The following is a 19750-nucleotide window of genomic DNA, read 5'->3' as shown; positions in this document are numbered from 1 at the left end:
CAATTGTTTTTAATTTAATGTGTTGTCTCTTCTTTTAAACAAGCTAATTCTTCTTCTGTCAATTCACGATATTCACCTAATGCCAGTGTTTCGTCTAATTGTAAAGAACCAATGGCTAAACGTTTTAAATAAACCACCTTGCATCCTACACTAGCAAACATTCGCTTAACCTGATGAAACTTACCTTCGGTAATACAAATTTCTACTGCTGTTAAATCATTAACTGGGCCTATCACGTTTAACTTTGCTGGTTTCGTGATAAATGACTCATTATTTCCATCTAAAATTTCTACACCTACTTCTAATTGTTTGATTGAAGAAGCGGTTAATTCACCACTAATATGTGCCACATAACGTTTGAATACATCTTTTTTAGGTGAAATAATCTCGTGAGCCAGTTTTCCATCATTCGTTAAAAGAACTAGACCTTCTGTGTCACGATCCAAACGTCCCGCAGGTGCAACATCAAACATTAAGTAATCCTCATCTAACAAATCGATAACGGTGCGATAATCACGATCACGTGTTGCACTTAAACAGTTTTGAGGTTTGTTCATCATTAAGTAAACAAACTCACGATATTCAACTTGTTCATCAAAAACGGTCACCACTTGTTGACTCAAATCTACTTTTTGCTTAGCATCTTTGACGATCACGCCATCGACTTTAACCACTTTCGATTTTAATAATTTTTTTACTTCTGTTCGTGTTCCATATCCCGTATGAGCTAATAATTTATCTAAACGCAACGTTTGTTCCTCCAATTTTCTTTAAAACTTTTTAAACAAAAATATCATAACATAATCAGGGCACCTTTCATAGTATATAGTAGCAATAGAAAGGAGGGCTTCGCCCATGTTTAGCAAACTAAAAAAACAAAAGTCGAAAACGCCTATTGATGAGATGGAGCAATTTTATTTAAATCAATTTTTAAATAATACCAAAAACCCTCCCCAAGGCCATAATGGTATGTCTCCACTTGGACCAAGCGTTAATCAAATGATGGGACCTAATACAAGTGCGGGTCCTCAATTTCAAGGTCGAAATGGTGCAATGCCGTCAATAGGAGGACTTAATCCCATGATGAATAATAATTTCAATCCTGCTCAAATGCCTATGGTAAATCATAATATGAATACCAATCCCCCCTCAATGATGAATCAGCCTTATCCTGCAATGAATCAAAACCCTAATTTCAATCCGTCGATGAACAATTATCCAAACCCTAACTACGGTCCAATGACAGACTTTAACTTTCCGCAACCTCAACCTATGAATAACGCAAACACTCCATATCCGATGATGAACAATAATTCGAATTATAATCAAGCACCTATGATGAATAATGGTGGAAACCCTTATCCGAATGCATTAGGAAATCAAGCGTTCAATCCAAATGCTATGGCTCCTTATCCTTCTTCCATGCCATCTAATAACTATCCACAAAACCAGACTCCAGCCTATGGACCTAATTCTAGTTCTTATCCGATGACAACGGATCATTATCATTCGTCTCAATATCCCTCTTTAATTAATGAAAACTTAAGTGGAAGCATTGGTGAAGAACCAGCTAGTAACGAACTATTTCCTGGGCAATTTTCGTTTAATGATTTTTCGCGTATCACTCAACCTCAAGATCAACTTCCAAACTTAACACCATCTTTTAACGATTTAGCAACTACTCATGCATTATCAAATCAAGATTTACGCCCTAATCCTACCAATCCTTATTCAGCGGGCAGTGATGTTCAAAAAAACATTCAACAAAACACGTCTAGCACTCCATATAATCTTCCCTCTTTAACACCAACTAATACTGTGGGAACAACTAATCCAAGTATTCCAACTTATTCAGTCGATCCAGCTCTTTCTTCTGGAGCTTCCCTAGTTCCATCTCCACAGGGATATAATATCAATCCAACCAATTCTCCTGCTAACTATCCGATGATAAATGATAACGCTAATGATCCAGTGGATATGAAAAACAAGGTCGCTAATATTAATATTCGCTTACGTAAAGTTGAAAGTTATCTTGGATTTAGACCTGAAACAACCATTTAAAAAAGTCGCCATTTGGCGACTTTTTTATTCGTAAAACTGTGGACCGACTTCATTTTTATACTGTTTTAAAATGCTTTGTTTGTAGAGTTCATTAACTTCTTTTTCAATCGCTTCTTTTTGATCGAGTGTCAATAAATGCTCAATATCACCAATCATCTCGTATACAATTTCTAAAGCAGCGTCATAATCAATCAAACCTTCTTTTTGAGCAAGAACATCCACTGTGCTGATGACTGCTTCGTCTTCTTCGACATAATCAGATAACCATAGCTTCACATGGTCGGTTAACTTCATGGCTTGAGGGACAAGCACTGAAAGATTTTGTTGTGCTTGAGAGGTTAACTGAACATTCGTTCTGAGACCTCCAATAAATAAAAAGCAGATCACACTAATTCCTAATAGACAACGAGTTAATGCACGCTTCATCCCATCACCTTCAACTCATCTAGTTATATAGGGATAGTATGAACTTAGCGACGACGAAGTATGCGTTCTTTTAGTTGTTTAGGAGAAAATTTCACCCCGAATAAAGCATGAATTAAATCAAAATACCAAGCTAAACCAAAGTACACGACAATTCCAACAAATCCAGAAATGGCAACATAAACATAAGATAATAAATGATGTTTATCATAGTCGATCACTAGGTTTAAGCCTGATTTTACAATCATAACAACTAGTGCCATCATTCCTGTAAAAACAAAAATTGCAACTAAACGACGAAGCAACTGTGACAATTTAAATCCTGTTTGACGTTTAATAATGATTAAACTCATCGTCATACAGAATGTATAAGCAATCATCGTCGCTAATGTCGCTCCATCTGTTTTAAAAATAGGAATTAACAACACATTCCCAATATATTTAATCACTAATGATGTTGCTAAGAAGATAATACCGTACCACTGCTTACCAATTCCTTGTAAAATAGCCGTAATAATACTATAAAGTGCCATGAATAGTCCAAGTAGTGAACCTAATCTAAAAATCTCACCACCCATTTGATTATATCCAGGGATGTTTGAATTAAAGAACATAATATAAATAGGTTCTGATAATAAAGCCATTCCAACAACAGCAGGAACCGTAATAAAACATGTTAATTGAATCGCTAGAACTAAGTTTTTACGAACTGCTTTTAAATTTCCAGACGTTAAATGATGTGTTAGTTCTGGAATTAATGGTTGTCCAAAAGAGATTGCAAATGAAACAGGAATCATAATGATTTTATACAATGATCCTGCATACATTCCATATGAATCCTCAACCAAGACTCCGTCCATTCCACTTAAAAGCATATAATGGTTATATGTTGTTTGATCGACAATTTGAAATAAATTAGTCGCTAACCCTAAGATGGCAAAAGGAATAGCATAAGAAATTAACTCAGCAAAAAGATTTCCGTAATTTCTTGGTTCATGAGGAACCGACTGCTTTAACAATTCGTTATATTGTTTAACGTTTTTAATCCAGAAATAATATAAAATTAAAAATGCAGTAATTCCCGCTAAAAAGGCTGAAAACACTGAAAATCCAACCGCCTGTTTTGTCGTTCCACCTTGAAAATTAATAATATAGTAAGATCCAGCTAAAATAAAAATAATACGTACAACTTGCTCCACAAACTGCGACACAGAGGTAGGAACCATGTTTTGATTTCCTTGAAAGAATCCCCTGAAAATAGCCATAACTGGAATAATTAATAAAGCAAAACTAATCGTTTGAATCGCCATCGTGACATCTTCGACCGTATTAGCCAGTGCCTCTTCTCCACCTAAAACGACTTGAGCATACCACGGTGCTAAATTATACATCGTTAAAAATCCGATGAATCCCAAAGCTATCATGAACCAAATAGCATATCTAAACATTTTTCTTGCCGTATCGTATTCTCCCGCTGCATTATATTTTGAGACGAATTTTGCAATTCCAACGGGAATTCCAAGTGTTGATAAACTAATAAATAGTGCATATGGCGTATATGCGTAATTATAAAGCGCCATTCCTGATGTTCCAACTAGTTGTTGAAACGGGATCACATAGAGAATTCCAAGAAACTTGGTGGCAAACATACTAATACTTAAAATCATTGCCCCCTTTAAGAAACGATTCCCCATATCTTCAACCTACTTTCTTTTCTTAACACCGCTTCTTCATGCGGTTTCATCTTACTATTTTACTATAAGTGAACAAACTTTCCAAATAAATTTCAAAATTGACAAGAGATGTCTATTGATCTTTTAAATGAAAAGAACTTTGATTCTTATTTTAATTTACATCTAATTTAATAAAAATCTTTAGAATGATATAACGTTTTTAGTATATGTGGTTCGTTTAAAAAATATCAATCAATAAAAGAATGCATAACTTTAGCTAATGGTGAGAAACTATAACGAAAGAAAATTTATGAGGTGATACTGATGAACTTTGATTTAAGAAAAGCAGTTATGGCAAATCTTGATGATTCAAACTACGATGAAATTCGTGAAACAATTATTGACGCAATCGAATCAGGTGAGGAAAAAACGCTTCCTGGACTTGGAGTCATTTTTGAAATTCTTTGGAATGGAAGTAACGATTCTGAAAAAGAAACGATTGTCTCACGTGTCACTGAGTGCTTAAAACCTAAAGCGTCATAACAAAAAAGTAGAGATCCTTCTCTACTTTTTTTATTGCCGATTATCTTGTTATGAAGTCATTTTTTAATATTATATATTATAGAAAGATTTTTATTATTCATTGGATAAAAAACTATACGCTAAATGTTATCTTTTTACATTATGTTTTAACGACTACTTTATTCTCTCTATCCATAACTAACCCTTTATCTCAATTCATGATGATTGAAGTATAAATACTCTTTCATCACCTCATTAACAAATACCGACATTCTAACGTTTAAAATATAATAAAAGCGTTTATATTAATCAATTATTAACCGTAATGATTAAGGATTTTAACGATTTAATGAAAACCTTTAAATAGAAGGTGAATTTTTACTTTGAATCTGTATAATAATTATTTGTAGCTACCTCTACTAATTTTTTCTAATTGATTTTATACAGTATCATTGCTACAATGACAAGTGGACTATTTTTAGATTCACATTATGGTAATAATTGTAAATCAAACTCTTTGAGTCCACTCAAACTCATAGAGCATTTATTTATGGGGGTTAGACATGAAAGAATTTTCGAAAAAGTATTTATATAATTATTATTTTCTATGTGTGGCAGCTGCTTTCCTGATCAATTTTTTAATTGAATGTTTTAGCCGTCACTCTATCCTGGCTGCATTTCAATATTTGATGGAGTCACCGATTGTATTTATCTACAATGTATTACTCATCCTAGTTACCTTATCGATTGTTTTCTTAGTTAGACGTAAAGTTTTTGTCTTTACAACCATTTCAATCATTTGGTTAGCTGGTGGAATTACAAACGGAATTGTATTAAATAATCGTGTTACACCATTTACAGCTAACGAATTAAAATTAATTTCATCAACATTTGATATTTTAGAAAAGTATTTCACTAAATTTGAAATGGGTTTAATTATTGTTGGAATTTTAATTGCAATCGTTGGTGTGATCATTTCATTCTTTAAAGCACCTAAATCAAGAAATAAGGTCAACTATAAAAAGTCCGTTCCTTTATTTGGAGCAATTGTCCTAAGCTTCATTCTTTTAACGCAAGGGGCATTAAAAGCAAACATTATTTCTGACTACTTTGGAAATGTTGCCTTTGCCTACTTAGATTATGGTTTCCCTTATTGCTTTACTAATACATTATTAAATACAGGAATTAAACGTCCAATTAATTACACAGAAGCAACGATGAATGACTTAGCACAAACTTTAGTTCAAAATAATGAATCTTCTGAATTGGATAATTCAAACTTAGTTGCAAGTAATGACAATACGTTAGTTCCTCAAAAACAAGCACCAAACATTATCATGCTTCAATTAGAATCATTCTTTGATCCAACTTATATGAAAGACTTAGAATTCTCAGCCGATCCAATTCCTAACTTTAGAAAGTTAAAAGAAGAGTTTTCGTCTGGATTTTTACGTGTTCCTTCCGTAGGAGCCGGAACAGCTAATACAGAATTTGAAATCATTACCGGAATGAATCTTGAGTTCTTCGGTGCGGGTGAGTATCCGTACAAAACAATCTTACGAAAAACAACAGCTGAAAGTCTTAACTTCAACTTAAAAGATTTAGGTTATTCGACACATGCCATTCATAATAATAAAGGGACATTCTATACTCGCCAAAAAGTATTTAAAATGTTAGGGTTTGATACGTTCACATCAATTGAATATATGAATGTTGAAGAAACAACGCCTCTAGGTTGGGCAAAAGATAAATACTTAACTAAATCAATATTAGATGCATTAAATTCAACAGAAACTCAAGACTTTATTTACACGATTTCTGTTCAAGGACACGGTGACTATCCATCAACTCCTGTTGAAAATCACTCAAAGATTACGCTGTCTGGGTTAGAAGACGCAGAAAGATTAACTTCATTTGAGTATTATGTCAATGAAATTCATGAAATGGATCAATTCATTGGTGAATTAACTCATGCTCTATCATTAATGAATGAAGATATTGTCCTTGTGATGTATGGCGATCATCTACCAACGCTTGGAATTGAAGATGCAGAGCTTTCAAATGGAGATATTTTCCAAACAGAATACATCGTTTGGAACAACTTTGGCTTAGAAAAACAAGACACAGATGTTGAAGCTTATCAATTAGGAGCTCATGTGTTAAACCAATTAGATATTCACCATGGAACGTTAGTTAACTATCATCAACAATATCAAGAATCATCGGATTATTTAGATAACTTAAAACTATTACAGTACGATATGCTTTATGGTGAACAGTATATTTACGATGGAATCAATCCATACGAACCAACTAAACTACAAATGGGAGTTAATGAAATTCTAATTTCTGAGGTCTTTAATGATGAGGAAGGCAACTTAATTATTAAAGGCCAAAACTTCACAAACTATAGTCGCGTTAAAATTAATGATTCAGCTTACGAGACGACTTATATCGATTCTAATACACTAAAAGTCTCTGATTATGTTTTAGAAGAAACAGATACTTTTGCCATTCAACAAGTCACAGTTACGAATCATGTTTTAAGTACTTCAGCTAAATTTAGCTTAATTCAAGAAGAAGATCCAATGTATGATAAAGGATTTGAAGAAGGCTACATGGCAGGTTATCAAGCAGCTATCGAAGCACTTAAACAACAAACAGGTGAAATCATCGAATAATTAATTGACAGTCCCCCACCATCAATCGATGGTGGGGTTTTTATTATTATGTAATATCTTAAACAAAGATAACACAAGCAGAAAGCTAATGTCTTTTCAATGTTAACTCCCACAATGAATAACAACTGGACCCTTACGTCAGTCTTATATGAACCATTAACGTCTAACAGCTTGATTTAGGAAGTCAATAAAACATGACTTCACTATTATCCTCTCTCCTTAGAGCGGGGTACAGATTAGACAGGAAATGAAGCTCCCCCCTCCTTCACCTCAAGGATTAAAAGTTGAAAAATAAAAAAGGACGATGTCTAATTCATCGTCCTTTTTAGCTATTTATAACATTTTAAATTTATAGAATAATGCCCCAAAGAATGGTTGTCGTAATGGTAATTGCTAAACCTATTAATGATTCATATGGGATTAATTTTAAACGTTCATTAATAGATACGTTTGTAGCTCCTGCTGTTGAATGGAAGAATGATCCATGAGGTAGATGATCCAGAACTGTTGCCCCAGCATGTACCATTGCGGCTCCACCTAGTGCAGAAACGCCAGCTGCCATAATTGCAGGTCCAAATGTTGCAGAAGCAATTGTTGTTCCTGCTGTCGTTGAGGCTGTTGCTGCCCCCATTAAAATTCCAGCGATTGGTGCTAATAAAAATTCAGGAATACTTAAGCTACTTAAAAGAGCAATTGTATCAACTTGTACTGTTGAGGCTTTTATAATTCCGGCAACCGCACCTGTTCCGACTAATAAAACAGCTACAGGCATCATTTTAGCCAATCCAAATGTCATATATTCATTAATCTGTTTAACTTTACCACAAGCAATCACACCAATTAATCCTCCAACTGGTAGTGCAATTAATGGATCAACTGTTATTCCAGCTAAAGGGCGTAAGGCTAATAAAATAATCGCTACAAGCGGTCCTAAAATAGCTGCAAAAAAGCTTGGTAAATCTTCTTGCTTATGTTGTTCTACAACTTCTTTGACTTTCTCACCTTTGTTAACTAGTAATTTAACAAGAAATACTGTAACAACTAGCCCAACTAGTGCTCCCACAACGTTAGCTCCCATTAAGCTTGATAATTCAACTCCAAAGTTCTCAGAAGCTGCAATCGTATTTGGGTTAGGTGATACGACATTTCCGCATTTTCCTCCACCAATCATAGCAAGTAAGACAGCAATTTTTGAATAATTTAGTTTTTTACCTAAAGCTAATGCAATCGGAGCAACAGTAATAACAGAAATATCGACAAATACCCCTGATGCAGTTAAAATCATTGTCGCTAAAGCTAATGCAAATAACGCATGCTTTTCCCCTAATAGTTTGACAATTTGATCGGCAATCTTAGCAGCAGAACCCGTTTGAATTAACACTCCAGCTAAAACCCCTGATGTAATAATTCGAATAATTGATGGCATCATTTCCTTTGATCCATTAATCATGATGTTAACCGTCTCAGTTAACCCTGCCCCACCAACTATTCCACCGATTAAAGCACCTAAAATTAAACTATAAGCGGGATGAATTTTTTTAATAATTAGAAATATTGAAACGCCTAGTCCTAATAAGGCACCGAATGTTGTAATTTGTAAATCCATCTTATCTCTCCTACTTCTTTATTTGTTCACAACTTGAATTAAATTAAAGATTTGTTGCGTCGTTTGTTTCATATTCTCAGCTGCAACTTCTTTATTCATCGCTTCCTCTAATGACATTGCTCCATTTACAATTGAAAAATAAGCATCGATTCCTTCTGCATGACAAGCTGTTGCTTCTTTTGTTACCGATCCAGCGACACCAATAACTTTACACCCATGTTTTTTAGCTAATTTAGCAACACCAATTGGAGCCTTCCCCATTGCTGTTTGATGATCTAAACGCCCTTCACCTGTTAACACAAAATCTGCTCCTTTAAGAGCTTCTTCTAACTTTGTTTCCTCTAAAATAATTTGAACCCCTGATTGTAACGTTCCGTTTAAAAAGGCAGTGAATGCAAATCCTAATCCACCTGCAGCTCCCGCTCCAGGTAAAGTAGCAAAGTCTTTTCCTTTATAATTTTCTACCACGTGAGCAAAATGGCGTAGTCCTTCATCAAGTTGTTCAACCATCTGTGGAGTGGCTCCTTTTTGTGGACCGTAAACATGTGCAGCACCCTCTGATCCATATAAAGGATTGTTCACATCACATGCGATTTTAAATTCGCATGACTTTAACTCTGATAATACATTTGAATCATCAATTGAGACAATTTGACTCAATCCTTGTCCACCTTGCTCGACCTCTTCACCTTTTTGATTTAAAAATTTATATCCTAATGCCATGAGCATTCCAATTCCAGCATCATTAGTTGCCGATCCACCAATTCCGATAATGAATTTTTTACATCCTGCTTCCACACACGCTTTAATCATTTCTCCTACTCCATAAGTAGTCGTGACTAATGGATTACGCTTATCAGCGGGTACTTGAGGAAGTCCTGCTGCTTGTGCCATTTCAATCACAGCCACTTCGTCAATCATCCCGTACTGAGCTTCGACAGGTTCATAAATAGGTCCTGTTACTGTTAATGAATTCATCGTTCCATTCATTCCACAAACTAACGCTTCAGTCGTTCCTTCTCCTCCATCTGCTAACGGTTTGACAATAACCGTTGCCTCTTTGTTTGCTGCTAAAATTCCTGCCTTAGCAGCTTCTCCAGCTTCAATTGAACTTAAACTTCCTTTTAATGAGTCAATGACAACAACGACTTTCATTTAATATACTCCTTTACTTAACCCTTACTAGAATTTTTTTTCAATAAACCTTCTTTTAAATTCATTCAAAAAACACTCTAATAAACCTCAACATTTGATAGGGATTTCTTTAGTGCGAGCGTTATTATAACATCTTAACTTTTATTTGTATACCTCTTTTTAATCAGATTTAAGATTAAATGAATAACGATTTCAATATGTTTGGTAATATTTATTTTTATATCTATATTTTGTTACTTATTATTAATTTTATGCCTTAAAAAGTAAAAAGCGGTCAATTGACCGCTTAAATTTAAGTTTTTGAAATTGTAATCATTAACTCTCCACTAAATGGAAAATCTTGATTTTGATTATGAAAAAGAATTTTAATCTCATCTTTTAAAAACTCTGTGAGCTCTAATTCGTTGGTTTTTGCATCATAATCAATCGACTTTGGAATTAAGGTGACAATTGAAGGAACAGTTCCGTCAATATCAACTAATTGATCTTTTAGTCTAAAACGATTTGCTTTAAAATTCATTGGAGTCGTCCACTCAATGAATTGATTTTCAACACTAATGATGGGAATTTTTTTTAGTCCATAAATCGAACTAATTTGATTTCCTTGTGCTAATAACGCAAGTAAGTGAGGAAGCTGCATCACGGGCGCTAATGTTTTAACGTGATTATTCATAATGCTTAAGGCTTCTAATCCTGTTAAATTAATTAGCGGTTTTAAGTCCTCAATTTGATTATCATTCAAGTCTAAAAACTGAAGATGCTTCATTTTACTTAACGGCTCAATACTGTGTATTTGATTTCGATTGGCAAATAGCATACATAAATGCTTAAGTCCAACAAGTGGTGTCAAATCTTTGATCTGATTGTCATTAATATTAAGTTGATATAATAGCGATAAGTGCTTTAGGGGTTGGAGCGATTGAATTCGATTTTCATCTAAATATAATACTTCAAGATTAATGAGTGATTTTATAATATTTAGATTGGAAATGCCTACTCGCATCATTGAGAGTAAAGATAATTGTTTCATAAAACGTAATTCTTCAAAACTTTGAAGCGGGTTATTATCTAAAAACAAAGTAACTAACTTTTTTAACTTTGTTAACGGCCACAAGCTTTCAATTTTATTATGACTAATATTTAAACTTTGAAGATTTTTAAGTGAACTAAGTGCTTTTAAATCTTGAATCTGATTATTCATGACACTGAGTTGCTCTAAGTTTTGTAACTCTCGCAACGGCCTTAAATCAGCAATTTGATTTTCATTTAGATATAATCCTGTTAGATTGATTGCATAATTGATCCCAGTCAAATCTTTAATTTCTTTTTGTTCTAAGTATACGGCTCCCTTTAAACTAGTAAGCTGAGCTTCTGTAATATCTTGATCAGCTGGTTGCTTAAAATATATTTCATTTAAAGCTGCTTTTAATTTTTCATCTCTTATAACATTGGTCAACAGTATCACGTCTTTCTTTTTTGAAACAAGTTTATTTTTTGCTGTTAATATGACCAGGATACTATATAAGATATTCTCTATTTATTTAACTGACACGTGAAACAACACGAAAAAAGCTTTACCTCTTAAGAAGTAAAGCTTTTGTTCTTATTTATAGGTACTTGTATCAATGTATTCGTTATAAACGACATTTCCATTAACATCATAACCAACTAAATACGTTTGATATTTTTTACCTGATTCAATTGTTTTAACACTTGGTTTGTAATTAATGCCTTTTAATGCATCTTCATTAGACCAAAACTCAATCGTTAGCGTACCATTTTGTGTATAGGCATTAATGTAAATAGGATAATCTAATGTATTAACGAATTTAAAATCAATTAAATCTTCTGCCATAGTCGCATCTAATCCAGCAGGAACATACCCCACTTGTAGACTATGATTTCTTCGTTCTGTTGGCATAATTCCAGCATGTAACACAGTATTATACAACGTCGAAGAAACCTGGCATATTCCTCCTCCTATTCCATCAACAGGTTGAGAATTAACAAAGATTGTGGCATTTAAATAACCATTTGATGCAACGACTGGCGAAACTTTTTTAGTATATGAAAACTCCTCACCTGGCATCAATAACGTTCGATTAATTTTTGACGTTGCTAATTCTACATTTTTAGATCGCGCAATACCAGTTGGAAATGACGAACTATACGTAGAAATTTTAGAATTAACCGATTTTAATAGCTCTGGATCTTTTGATCGCTTGTCAATGATTCCTTCAGCTGTAACAGTTATCGTTTCTTTTGACTGTTCATCTAATGCTGTTTTGATTTCATTAATAATTGCTTTAGTATCAATTGAGTAACCATCTCGACCTTCTCCTACTTCGAAATTCCCACTCGATACCATCTTAAACGTCGCTTCTTCTTTTTCGACATAAACTTCATCAGCAATTGACTGAATCCACTCTTCAACTAATGCTTCATCATAACTATATGTAATGGTATATTCGACTAAAGGCGCTTCTTTAATTCGCTCAGCTTGTTCAAAAATGTTTAAATCTTTTCCGATTGAAAAAATTTCATTTGCTAGTTCATTAATATCTTCACTAATAGAAATCCCTAAATCTTTTAGTGTCTTAGAAAAAGTTTGATCATTAACAACGACTTCAATCGCTTGATTTTCGAAACCATCGATTTCTTCTTTTAAGCGCTCAGTTAACTGACCTTTTGAAATTTCTGATACGTCTTGATCATTGACCTTAATATTAGGAAGTGTCATCTCTTGATAGGATAAAACCAACTCTTTTGCTTGATAGTACTTATATGTTTGTACCCCACCAAATACTAATCCGGCTACTGCAATGACAATAGCTCCTCCAATTAATACTTTTTTCTTTGTACTCATAACATGTCCCCTTTAAATAAAAATCAAAGTCTCTCTTACCAACCTTTTTTATCCCATGTTAATCATACCATAATGTTATATATTTTAAATAATATTTAGTTTTTTGGATTAATTTTCTTAAAATTCGACATCTCTTTCTTCTTTTACTTGAACCAAGTAATTAACATGTTCACCGGAAGCTGTTTCAAAGCTGATCAGATAGTCTCCTTCACCAGCATAGCTATAATAACTAAAACAATTTTGTTCACTATTTGGCTTCAAATAAACTAACTGACAAATCATTTCGTTATTAACAACTGGCTCGTAAAGAATATGAGGACTATTTGCATAATTTCCTAAGTTATATGCAATAGTTGCCTCTGCTAAACTCTGTTGCTTTAAAGCTGTTTCGTGATAAAAAACCGTTGGAGAAATTAGCGGGTTTAAGGTTTGCATCATTAAAAATTCCTGCATTAAATAACGATAATTAAAATGAAGAACTAATGCTTTTTTTACTTTTTCATAACGATCTTCAACGACCTCATACCCTGTTAATGTCACTTGCCAGAGTAAATCATTATTACTCCCCGCTAGAAATACTAATGGATCTCCTAGCGCATAAACTTCACTTGTTTCATAATCCTCTCGATTTACTTCGTCTAAAATTAATAATCGTTGAGAATTAATGTCTGTTTCATGAACAATTACTGTTGACTTTTTATTACATCCGCACAAACATATGACTACCACAAAAATCATCACAAACCGCTTCATCTATCCCATCCTTTTTCCCTTTATCACTAATTTTTTATCACGTTACTTTTTCGCCTCGTTATCCACTTCATTAAAAACAATACATAACTCTTATTTCTATCCATTTAACGGTTAGCATTAAGTTTAAACTAACACCACGGTAGCCAAACATAAAACTGCATTTTTCGGGCTATCTATTCCTCCCAGATGCATGATGATCACTGACCAAAACAAGTCTAGGTGGATATACATTAAAGGCATTTTTTAATGACAAGCTAAACAAATGATTTTACATTAAGACTACCATTAAACTCCTTCATCTGACAATAAAAAAGTATGGCTTTTCTTTATTTTAGTTAAAGAATCATCATTTTAAACAGCACTACTTTAAAATCGTCTCCTACAAACCAAAAAGTGGTCCTTTTAACATTTTACTCGTCATCATACTCTTTCTCTTTTATTTGTATCTAGCTAAATCTTCAAGACAGGGTTCTGGATTAAAAGTCGTTTAGCTTCACTTTAATAAGAAAGCAAAAAAAATGGCCTTTCGGCCATTTCTTAATATCCTTGTTCCATTAATGCTTGTACTTTTTCATCTTTTACCGTGACACCATTTGCTTTTAATTCTTGAATTTTTTCTTTAAATTGTGGTAAGTATCTTTCATGAGCAACAAGCATTTCATCTAATAACTCTTGCGCTACTTTTCCACCAATGATTTGTGGGTTTAATAAGAAGGCTTGTAGTGCTAAGCCATAATCTCCAGTAATGGCAGCTTTAATTGTACATTCTTCCATTGCTTTCATGACTTGAAGCCATCCTTTTTCAGCACTATCAAGTGGTCCCCAAGCAACTGGCATTGCACCTTTACCGGTAATATAGCTCGTCACTTCTACAACACTATCCGAAGGTAAATCAGGTAATGATCCGTTATTTTGTGTAGAAACAACCATTGGAAGTCCTTTGTCATTATAAATAGCGTTAATGCATTCACAAGCGGCATCACTATAATAAGTTCCTCCACGTTGAGTTAATTGCTCTGGTTTATAATTTAAATCTTTATCTTTGTATAATTCGAACAATTCGGCTTCTGTCTTTTTAACTTGCTCACCTCTTGTTCCAATGCCATGATACTCTTCTAATCCATGTTTTAACATTTCATCTTGTAAATAATAATAGCGATGATATCCACATGGAATTAACTTCATTTGTTCAAGTTGTTCTTTTAAGAAATTAACTTTAAAGATATTAGCTGGTGTTCCATCATCTTTTGTATACATGGCATCAATAATATCCATTGTCACATCTTTTCCAGATCGATCAGTTACTTTATGCCAGTGGAAGTGATTTAATCCAGCAAATTGATAAATTAAATCTTCTTCTTTAACCTCTAACATTTCAGGTTCTTTCATCATGGAATTGATAGGAACATTACATAGTCCGATACATTTTTTCCATCCTCCATGCTTGATAATTGCCTCTGTCACCATTCCACTTGGATTAGTGAAGTTAATTAACCATGCATTTGGACATAACTCTTTCATATCTTCCACAATATCTAAAATCACTGGAATAGTACGTAAGGCTTTAAAGATTCCCCCAGCACCATTTGTTTCTTGTCCTAACATACCATGAGAAAATGGAATGCGTTCGTCTTTAATACGTGCATTTAACAAACCAACGCGAAATTGTGTCGTAACAAAATCAGCATCTTTTAATGCTTCTTTACGATCAAGTGTTAAATGAACTTTAACGTCATAAGGAGAAGCATCCCACATACGTTGTGCCATTTCTCCGACAATCGCTAACTTCTCTTTTCCTTCTTCAATATCTACTAACCAAAACTCGCGAATTGGTAACTCTTCATAACGTTTAATAAATCCTTCCATTAATTCTGGAGTATAACTACTTCCCCCACCAATGGTTACAATTTTAATCCCCTCTTTTTGCATTAAGCATCTCTCCTTCAATCGTTGATTACATAGCTAATATAACCTATCTCCTATGAAAATGAAAGAGCTTTAATTATTTTTAAAATACTGTTTCAAACTTTTTTTGAAATCGGTATTATTTTTTAAAACAATATTTCATTTCACTTATGTTATAATTTTTTTAGGTGATGAAAATGTTGATTGAAGAGAAGATGGAGACCATTAAATTATCCAATAATGAAGAACTTGTTAAAACATATATTAAAACATATCCCGAAACGCTTAAAGCCTTAACCACACGAGAACTTGCTGAGTTAATCTATACATCCCCAAGTACTCTGGTCCGCTTTTCAAAAAAACTAGGCTTTACGGGGTGGAATGAATTTAGAGATGCTTACTTAAAAGAATACGATTATTTAACTAGTCATTTTACTAAAATCAATGCCAATATGCCGTTTACTGCTCATGATACAATGGTTTCCATTGCGAATAAAATTATTTCATTAAAACAAGAAACGTTAGAAGATACGAAGCAATTAATTAATACAGAGGCATTAAAAAAAGCGACTGAGCTTATCATCAATAGTAATAGCATTAAAATGTTTGGATCGAATAATATCATTTATGAACTTTCTGAATTTCAATTTAAGATGTCTCGAATTAATCGTGATGTTTTTTTTACAGGCTTGCAGGGGGAACAGCATCATTTTGCTAATCGATGTAAGCCCACCGATGTGGCGATCATTGTTTCTTACACAGGCGAATCGTCGTATCTATTAAAAATCGTTCAACAACTACGCTCACAAAACATTCCTATTATCGCGGTTACGAGTGTCGGTAATAATCGCTTATCACACTTGGCATCGATTACATTACATGTCACGACACGAGAAAAAGCTTATGGTAAAATCGGAGCGTTCTCATCTTTAGAATCGATTCGTTGTGTGCTTGATATTTTATATTCCTGTGTCTTTGCCAAGGACTATCAAAAGAACTTAACTTATAAAAAAAGCGTTGCCAAAAAACTTGAAACGGCTCGAAAATCATCTAATCAAATTATTAAAGATGAATAAAACCACCCATTTTAAAAAGGGTGGTTTTTGATTTTTATTCGGCTACTTCTTCATCATTTGACACTTCTGAATCATTATCGGTCACTGTCTCTTGTGTTTGATCATCAACTAATTCTTCATTTTCGATGTCTTGTTCAACCAGTTCTTCATTTGTTTGTTCTTCAGTTGATGCTTCTTCATCTAATGATGGTTCATTTGACATCGTTTCATCTTCTAATGACGTTGCCTCTTCAGATGGATTAATTACATTCTCGGTTTGAGATAATTCATTTTCAGGTAAAACAGCTTCTGATGAATTCACTTCGTTTGCTGATGTGAATAAACCTTTGATCCAGTCAAATAAGTGACTAAAGAAGTCGCTCATCCAATCTCCGATTTTTTCTAAAAGCCCAGATTCCTGTAGCTTAATTCCCGCTTCTTTTAAACTTTCAGAGATGCTATTTCCGATGTTTTGCATCGTATCTTTAATATCATTATATTCGATGTCTAAGTCATTTACATCTTCCATTAAACTTTGAACACGCGCTTGGGTTTCTTCACTTAATTCCACTCCGTAATTATTCGTGACATTAATAATGATTTGCCCAATTTGAGTTGAATTTGGTGAATCTTTAATGACTTGTTCTTTGATATCATTGATAATTCCTGACGCAATCGTTGATGAGTCACCTTTATCCGTGATTTCATTTTCTTCATCGTTTAAGATTTCATCAGCAATTTCTAATGTTGTATCGATTTCTTCTTGTGCCACAACTTTATTTTCTTCTGATAAGCTTTCTCCCATAATTTCTTCAGCACCTGCTAAAATTCCAGCTAACGCTGATTCCCCTGTTACCATGAAAGGAGCCGATACAATGACTTCACAGTTTAAAATTCCTGAAGTGATCAATGCATTCGTAAACATTTCATTTGTCACTAAACTTACATTTTTAGAGTTAACTTGAACGCCACCTTCACTCGTTAACTTGACATAAGCAGATGAATACCAACCACCTGTGTAGTTGTCTAACGCATTTGGAGCTAAACCTAGTTGCTTAATCGCTGTTTCATTATCGACATAAATAGCTTTCATATCATCTGAAACTCCGAAATACTCTCTTAAATTAGCTTCCTCATTTTTAGTTAAACTTGAACCAAATGATAAAATTTCTCCTTGGCGATATTCTCCACTAAATGATCGCTTAGCAAAAGCAGTCGTTGGCATGGTTAATCCCACAACAATCGCTAAAGCTAAGACAACTTTTTTTATCCAATTTCTTTGTAACATCTTAGATTTCCTCCTACTTCTCCTATTTTAGAAATCATATGACCGCTTTGTCTTTTACCAAAGCTAATGGTATTTTACCATGTTTTCATGGATTAGAATACATAAAATTATTCGACCCAATCTTGCCGACTCACCTATAAGTACTCATTAAATGTCACGATAAAAGCCTCTCATGACTGAGAGGCTTTTTACTTATGCTAAATCTTCACCATTCGTTTCAATAACTTTTTTATACCAATCGTAAGATTTCTTTTTCGAACGTTTTAATGTTCCATTTCCGTCATTATCTTTATCTACATAGATAAATCCATAACGTTTTTTCATTTCTCCAGTTCCTGCACTCACTAAATCAATGCATCCCCAAGTGGTGTAACCAAGTAAGTCAACGCCATCTAACTCAACCGCATCTTTCATCGTTTTAATATGTTGGCGAAGATAGTCGATACGATAATCATCTTCTACGTAACCAGACTCATCTGGAATATCAACAGCCCCTAATCCATTCTCAACAATAAATAATGGTTTTTGATAGCGATCATATAAGGCATTCATCGTAATACGTAATCCAAGTGGATCAATTTGCCATCCCCATTCACTTGCGTCTAAATAAGGATTTTTCAACGTTGCAAAGACATTACCTTCTGTTGTTTTATTAACTTCAGGATCAGCACTTGTTAAGCGTGAAGAATAATATGAGAATGAGATAAAATCAACCGTATGATTTTTTAATATTTCCACATCACCTTCAACAAATGGGATTTGAACCCCTTCACGCTCTAATTGTTTTAAAGCATACGCCGGATACTCACCGCGTGATTGAACATCAATGAAGAAATAATTTTCGCGATCTTTTTCAATTGATTTCCAAACATCAGCAGGATGACAAGTGTTGGCATACGTATTTCCTGCCGCTAACATACATCCAATTTTAAACTCTGGATTGATTTCATGACCAACTTTTGTTGCTAATGCACTCGCTACTAATTCATGATGAGCAGCTGTGTATTTAATTTGCTGTTTATTTTCTCCCTCTTCAAAGTATAATCCCGCTCCCATGAATGGGAAATGTAACAGCATATTAATCTCATTAAAAGTAAGCCAATATTTTACTTTATGTTGATATCGTTTAAAAATCGCTTCACAATATCTCACATAATGATCGACCATTTCACGACTTCTCCATCCCCCAATGGTTTCAATTAAGTGCATTGGTACATCAAAATGGCAAATCGTTACGAGTGGTTCAATGCCATACTTTAGACATTCATCAAATAAGTCTTCATAAAATTTTAATCCCTCTTCATTTGGTTCTAATTCATCCCCTTTTGGAAAGATGCGTGTCCATGCGATTGATAAACGATAACATTTAAATCCCATTCCAGCAAGTAATGCAATATCCTCTTTGTAGTGATGATACATATCAATTGCCTCATGACTTGGATAGTAATGATCGTCATCGCATGCAAACATTTTCATCTCACCTGAACCAACCGCAAAACGATCACGTCCAGCCGGAACAACATCCACGTTTGCTAATCCACGTCCTCCTTCTAAATAAGCTCCTTCACATTGGTTAGCAGCTGTTGCTCCTCCCCATAAAAAATCGTCTCTAAATGCCATAACTATTTCCCCCCTATTAGCTTTTCATTCTAAATTTTACCATGTATTAATTTTCAGTCATAGTGAAAGCAGTAGAAGACCACAAAATGAGGATCTATAAACGATGAGTTATAGATCCTTATAAAGTTACATCATTACTTTT

At 33.9% G+C, this 19750-nt stretch carries 15 protein-coding genes; 4 read left to right on the top strand and 11 right to left on the bottom strand.

The window, feature by feature from the left end:
• Positions 1 to 14 precede the first annotated feature (14 nt).
• Positions 15 to 749 (bottom strand): pseudouridine synthase, encoded by a 735-nt coding sequence (locus JRC48_RS01540; protein ID WP_235070119.1) that lies wholly within the window; start codon positions 747 to 749, stop codon positions 15 to 17.
• Between the two features lie 106 nt (positions 750 to 855).
• Here JRC48_RS01540 and JRC48_RS01535 point away from each other — a divergent pair, with 106 nt between their 5' ends.
• Positions 856 to 2061 (top strand): hypothetical protein, encoded by a 1206-nt coding sequence (locus JRC48_RS01535; protein ID WP_235070118.1) that lies wholly within the window; start codon positions 856 to 858, stop codon positions 2059 to 2061.
• 24 nt (positions 2062 to 2085) lie between these two features.
• On the opposite strand, the gene JRC48_RS01530 is transcribed toward JRC48_RS01535, so the two are convergent.
• Both JRC48_RS01530 and JRC48_RS01525 read right to left on the bottom strand, forming a co-directional pair.
• A complete protein-coding gene (locus JRC48_RS01530; protein WP_235070117.1) occupies positions 2086 to 2487 on the bottom strand; it encodes a hypothetical protein in 402 nt (133 codons plus the stop codon).
• Positions 2488 to 2531: 44 nt separating this feature from the next.
• Positions 2532 to 4178, bottom strand: a complete 1647-nt coding sequence (locus tag JRC48_RS01525; protein WP_235070116.1) for a polysaccharide biosynthesis protein — start codon at positions 4176 to 4178, stop codon at positions 2532 to 2534.
• Between the two features lie 303 nt (positions 4179 to 4481).
• On the opposite strand from JRC48_RS01525, the gene sspI reads away from it, so the two are divergent.
• Both sspI and JRC48_RS01515 read left to right on the top strand, forming a co-directional pair.
• Positions 4482 to 4700: a small acid-soluble spore protein SspI gene (gene sspI / locus JRC48_RS01520; protein ID WP_235070115.1), complete on the top strand. Its 219-nt coding sequence runs from the start codon at positions 4482 to 4484 to the stop codon at positions 4698 to 4700.
• Between the two features lie 542 nt (positions 4701 to 5242).
• Positions 5243 to 7360: an LTA synthase family protein gene (locus JRC48_RS01515; RefSeq protein ID WP_235070114.1), complete on the top strand. Its 2118-nt coding sequence runs from the start codon at positions 5243 to 5245 to the stop codon at positions 7358 to 7360.
• Between the two features lie 349 nt (positions 7361 to 7709).
• Here the strand turns inward: JRC48_RS01515 and JRC48_RS01510 are convergent, their stop codons facing one another.
• The 6 genes from JRC48_RS01510 to JRC48_RS01485 all read right to left on the bottom strand — a co-directional run bounded on the left by JRC48_RS01510 (position 7710) and on the right by JRC48_RS01485 (position 15669).
• Positions 7710 to 8966 carry a GntP family permease gene (locus JRC48_RS01510; protein WP_235070113.1) on the bottom strand — a complete coding sequence of 419 codons (1257 nt, stop codon included), beginning with the start codon at positions 8964 to 8966 and terminating at the stop codon, positions 7710 to 7712.
• Between the two features lie 18 nt (positions 8967 to 8984).
• Positions 8985 to 10121, bottom strand: a complete 1137-nt coding sequence (locus JRC48_RS01505; protein ID WP_235070112.1) for a glycerate kinase — start codon at positions 10119 to 10121, stop codon at positions 8985 to 8987.
• A gap of 292 nt (positions 10122 to 10413) precedes the next feature.
• On the bottom strand, positions 10414 to 11577 hold the full coding sequence (locus tag JRC48_RS01500; RefSeq protein ID WP_235070111.1) for a leucine-rich repeat domain-containing protein: 1164 nt from the start codon (positions 11575 to 11577) through the stop codon (positions 10414 to 10416).
• A gap of 147 nt (positions 11578 to 11724) precedes the next feature.
• A complete protein-coding gene (locus JRC48_RS01495; protein WP_235070110.1) occupies positions 11725 to 12987 on the bottom strand; it encodes a VanW family protein in 1263 nt (420 codons plus the stop codon).
• Between the two features lie 117 nt (positions 12988 to 13104).
• On the bottom strand, positions 13105 to 13740 hold the full coding sequence (locus JRC48_RS01490) for a hypothetical protein (protein ID WP_235070109.1): 636 nt from the start codon (positions 13738 to 13740) through the stop codon (positions 13105 to 13107).
• Positions 13741 to 14277: 537 nt separating this feature from the next.
• Positions 14278 to 15669, bottom strand: coding sequence for a 6-phospho-beta-glucosidase (locus tag JRC48_RS01485; RefSeq protein WP_235070108.1), 1392 nt, complete (start codon positions 15667 to 15669; stop codon positions 14278 to 14280).
• Positions 15670 to 15842: 173 nt separating this feature from the next.
• Here JRC48_RS01485 and JRC48_RS01480 point away from each other — a divergent pair, with 173 nt between their 5' ends.
• Positions 15843 to 16721, top strand: a complete 879-nt coding sequence (locus JRC48_RS01480; protein ID WP_235070107.1) for a MurR/RpiR family transcriptional regulator — start codon at positions 15843 to 15845, stop codon at positions 16719 to 16721.
• 34 nt (positions 16722 to 16755) lie between these two features.
• On the opposite strand, the gene JRC48_RS01475 is transcribed toward JRC48_RS01480, so the two are convergent.
• The gene (locus JRC48_RS01475) at positions 16756 to 17988 is read right to left on the bottom strand and encodes a DUF1002 domain-containing protein (RefSeq protein ID WP_235070106.1); all 1233 of its coding nucleotides are present in this window, start codon (positions 17986 to 17988) and stop codon (positions 16756 to 16758) included.
• Between the two features lie 192 nt (positions 17989 to 18180).
• Positions 18181 to 19608, bottom strand: a complete 1428-nt coding sequence (locus JRC48_RS01470) for a 6-phospho-beta-glucosidase (protein ID WP_235070105.1) — start codon at positions 19606 to 19608, stop codon at positions 18181 to 18183.
• Positions 19609 to 19750: the final 142 nt, after the last annotated feature.

It is taken from the genome of Turicibacter sp. TJ11 (assembly GCF_021497505.1).
In the GTDB taxonomy this organism is placed as follows: Bacteria; Bacillota_I; Bacilli_A; order MOL361; family Turicibacteraceae; genus Turicibacter.
The sequence above is the reverse complement of the archived record's forward strand: the minus strand, read 5'-3'. Positions and strand labels throughout refer to the sequence as shown.

What these genes read in the sequence shown, in the direction of transcription:
- JRC48_RS01510 (WP_235070113.1), bottom strand. Translation starts at nt 8,966, where the DNA reads ATGGATTTACAAATTACAACATTCGGTGCCTTATTAGGACTAGGCGTT.
- sspI (WP_235070115.1), top strand. Translation starts at nt 4,482, where the DNA reads ATGAACTTTGATTTAAGAAAAGCAGTTATGGCAAATCTTGATGATTCA.
- JRC48_RS01495 (WP_235070110.1), bottom strand. Translation starts at nt 12,987, where the DNA reads ATGAGTACAAAGAAAAAAGTATTAATTGGAGGAGCTATTGTCATTGCA.
- JRC48_RS01530 (WP_235070117.1), bottom strand. Translation starts at nt 2,487, where the DNA reads ATGAAGCGTGCATTAACTCGTTGTCTATTAGGAATTAGTGTGATCTGC.
- JRC48_RS01480 (WP_235070107.1), top strand. Translation starts at nt 15,843, where the DNA reads ATGTTGATTGAAGAGAAGATGGAGACCATTAAATTATCCAATAATGAA.
- JRC48_RS01505 (WP_235070112.1), bottom strand. Translation starts at nt 10,121, where the DNA reads ATGAAAGTCGTTGTTGTCATTGACTCATTAAAAGGAAGTTTAAGTTCA.
- JRC48_RS01470 (WP_235070105.1), bottom strand. Translation starts at nt 19,608, where the DNA reads ATGGCATTTAGAGACGATTTTTTATGGGGAGGAGCAACAGCTGCTAAC.
- JRC48_RS01515 (WP_235070114.1), top strand. Translation starts at nt 5,243, where the DNA reads ATGAAAGAATTTTCGAAAAAGTATTTATATAATTATTATTTTCTATGT.
- JRC48_RS01475 (WP_235070106.1), bottom strand. Translation starts at nt 17,988, where the DNA reads ATGTTACAAAGAAATTGGATAAAAAAAGTTGTCTTAGCTTTAGCGATT.
- JRC48_RS01525 (WP_235070116.1), bottom strand. Translation starts at nt 4,178, where the DNA reads ATGGGGAATCGTTTCTTAAAGGGGGCAATGATTTTAAGTATTAGTATG.
- JRC48_RS01535 (WP_235070118.1), top strand. Translation starts at nt 856, where the DNA reads ATGTTTAGCAAACTAAAAAAACAAAAGTCGAAAACGCCTATTGATGAG.
- JRC48_RS01485 (WP_235070108.1), bottom strand. Translation starts at nt 15,669, where the DNA reads ATGCAAAAAGAGGGGATTAAAATTGTAACCATTGGTGGGGGAAGTAGT.
- JRC48_RS01490 (WP_235070109.1), bottom strand. Translation starts at nt 13,740, where the DNA reads ATGAAGCGGTTTGTGATGATTTTTGTGGTAGTCATATGTTTGTGCGGA.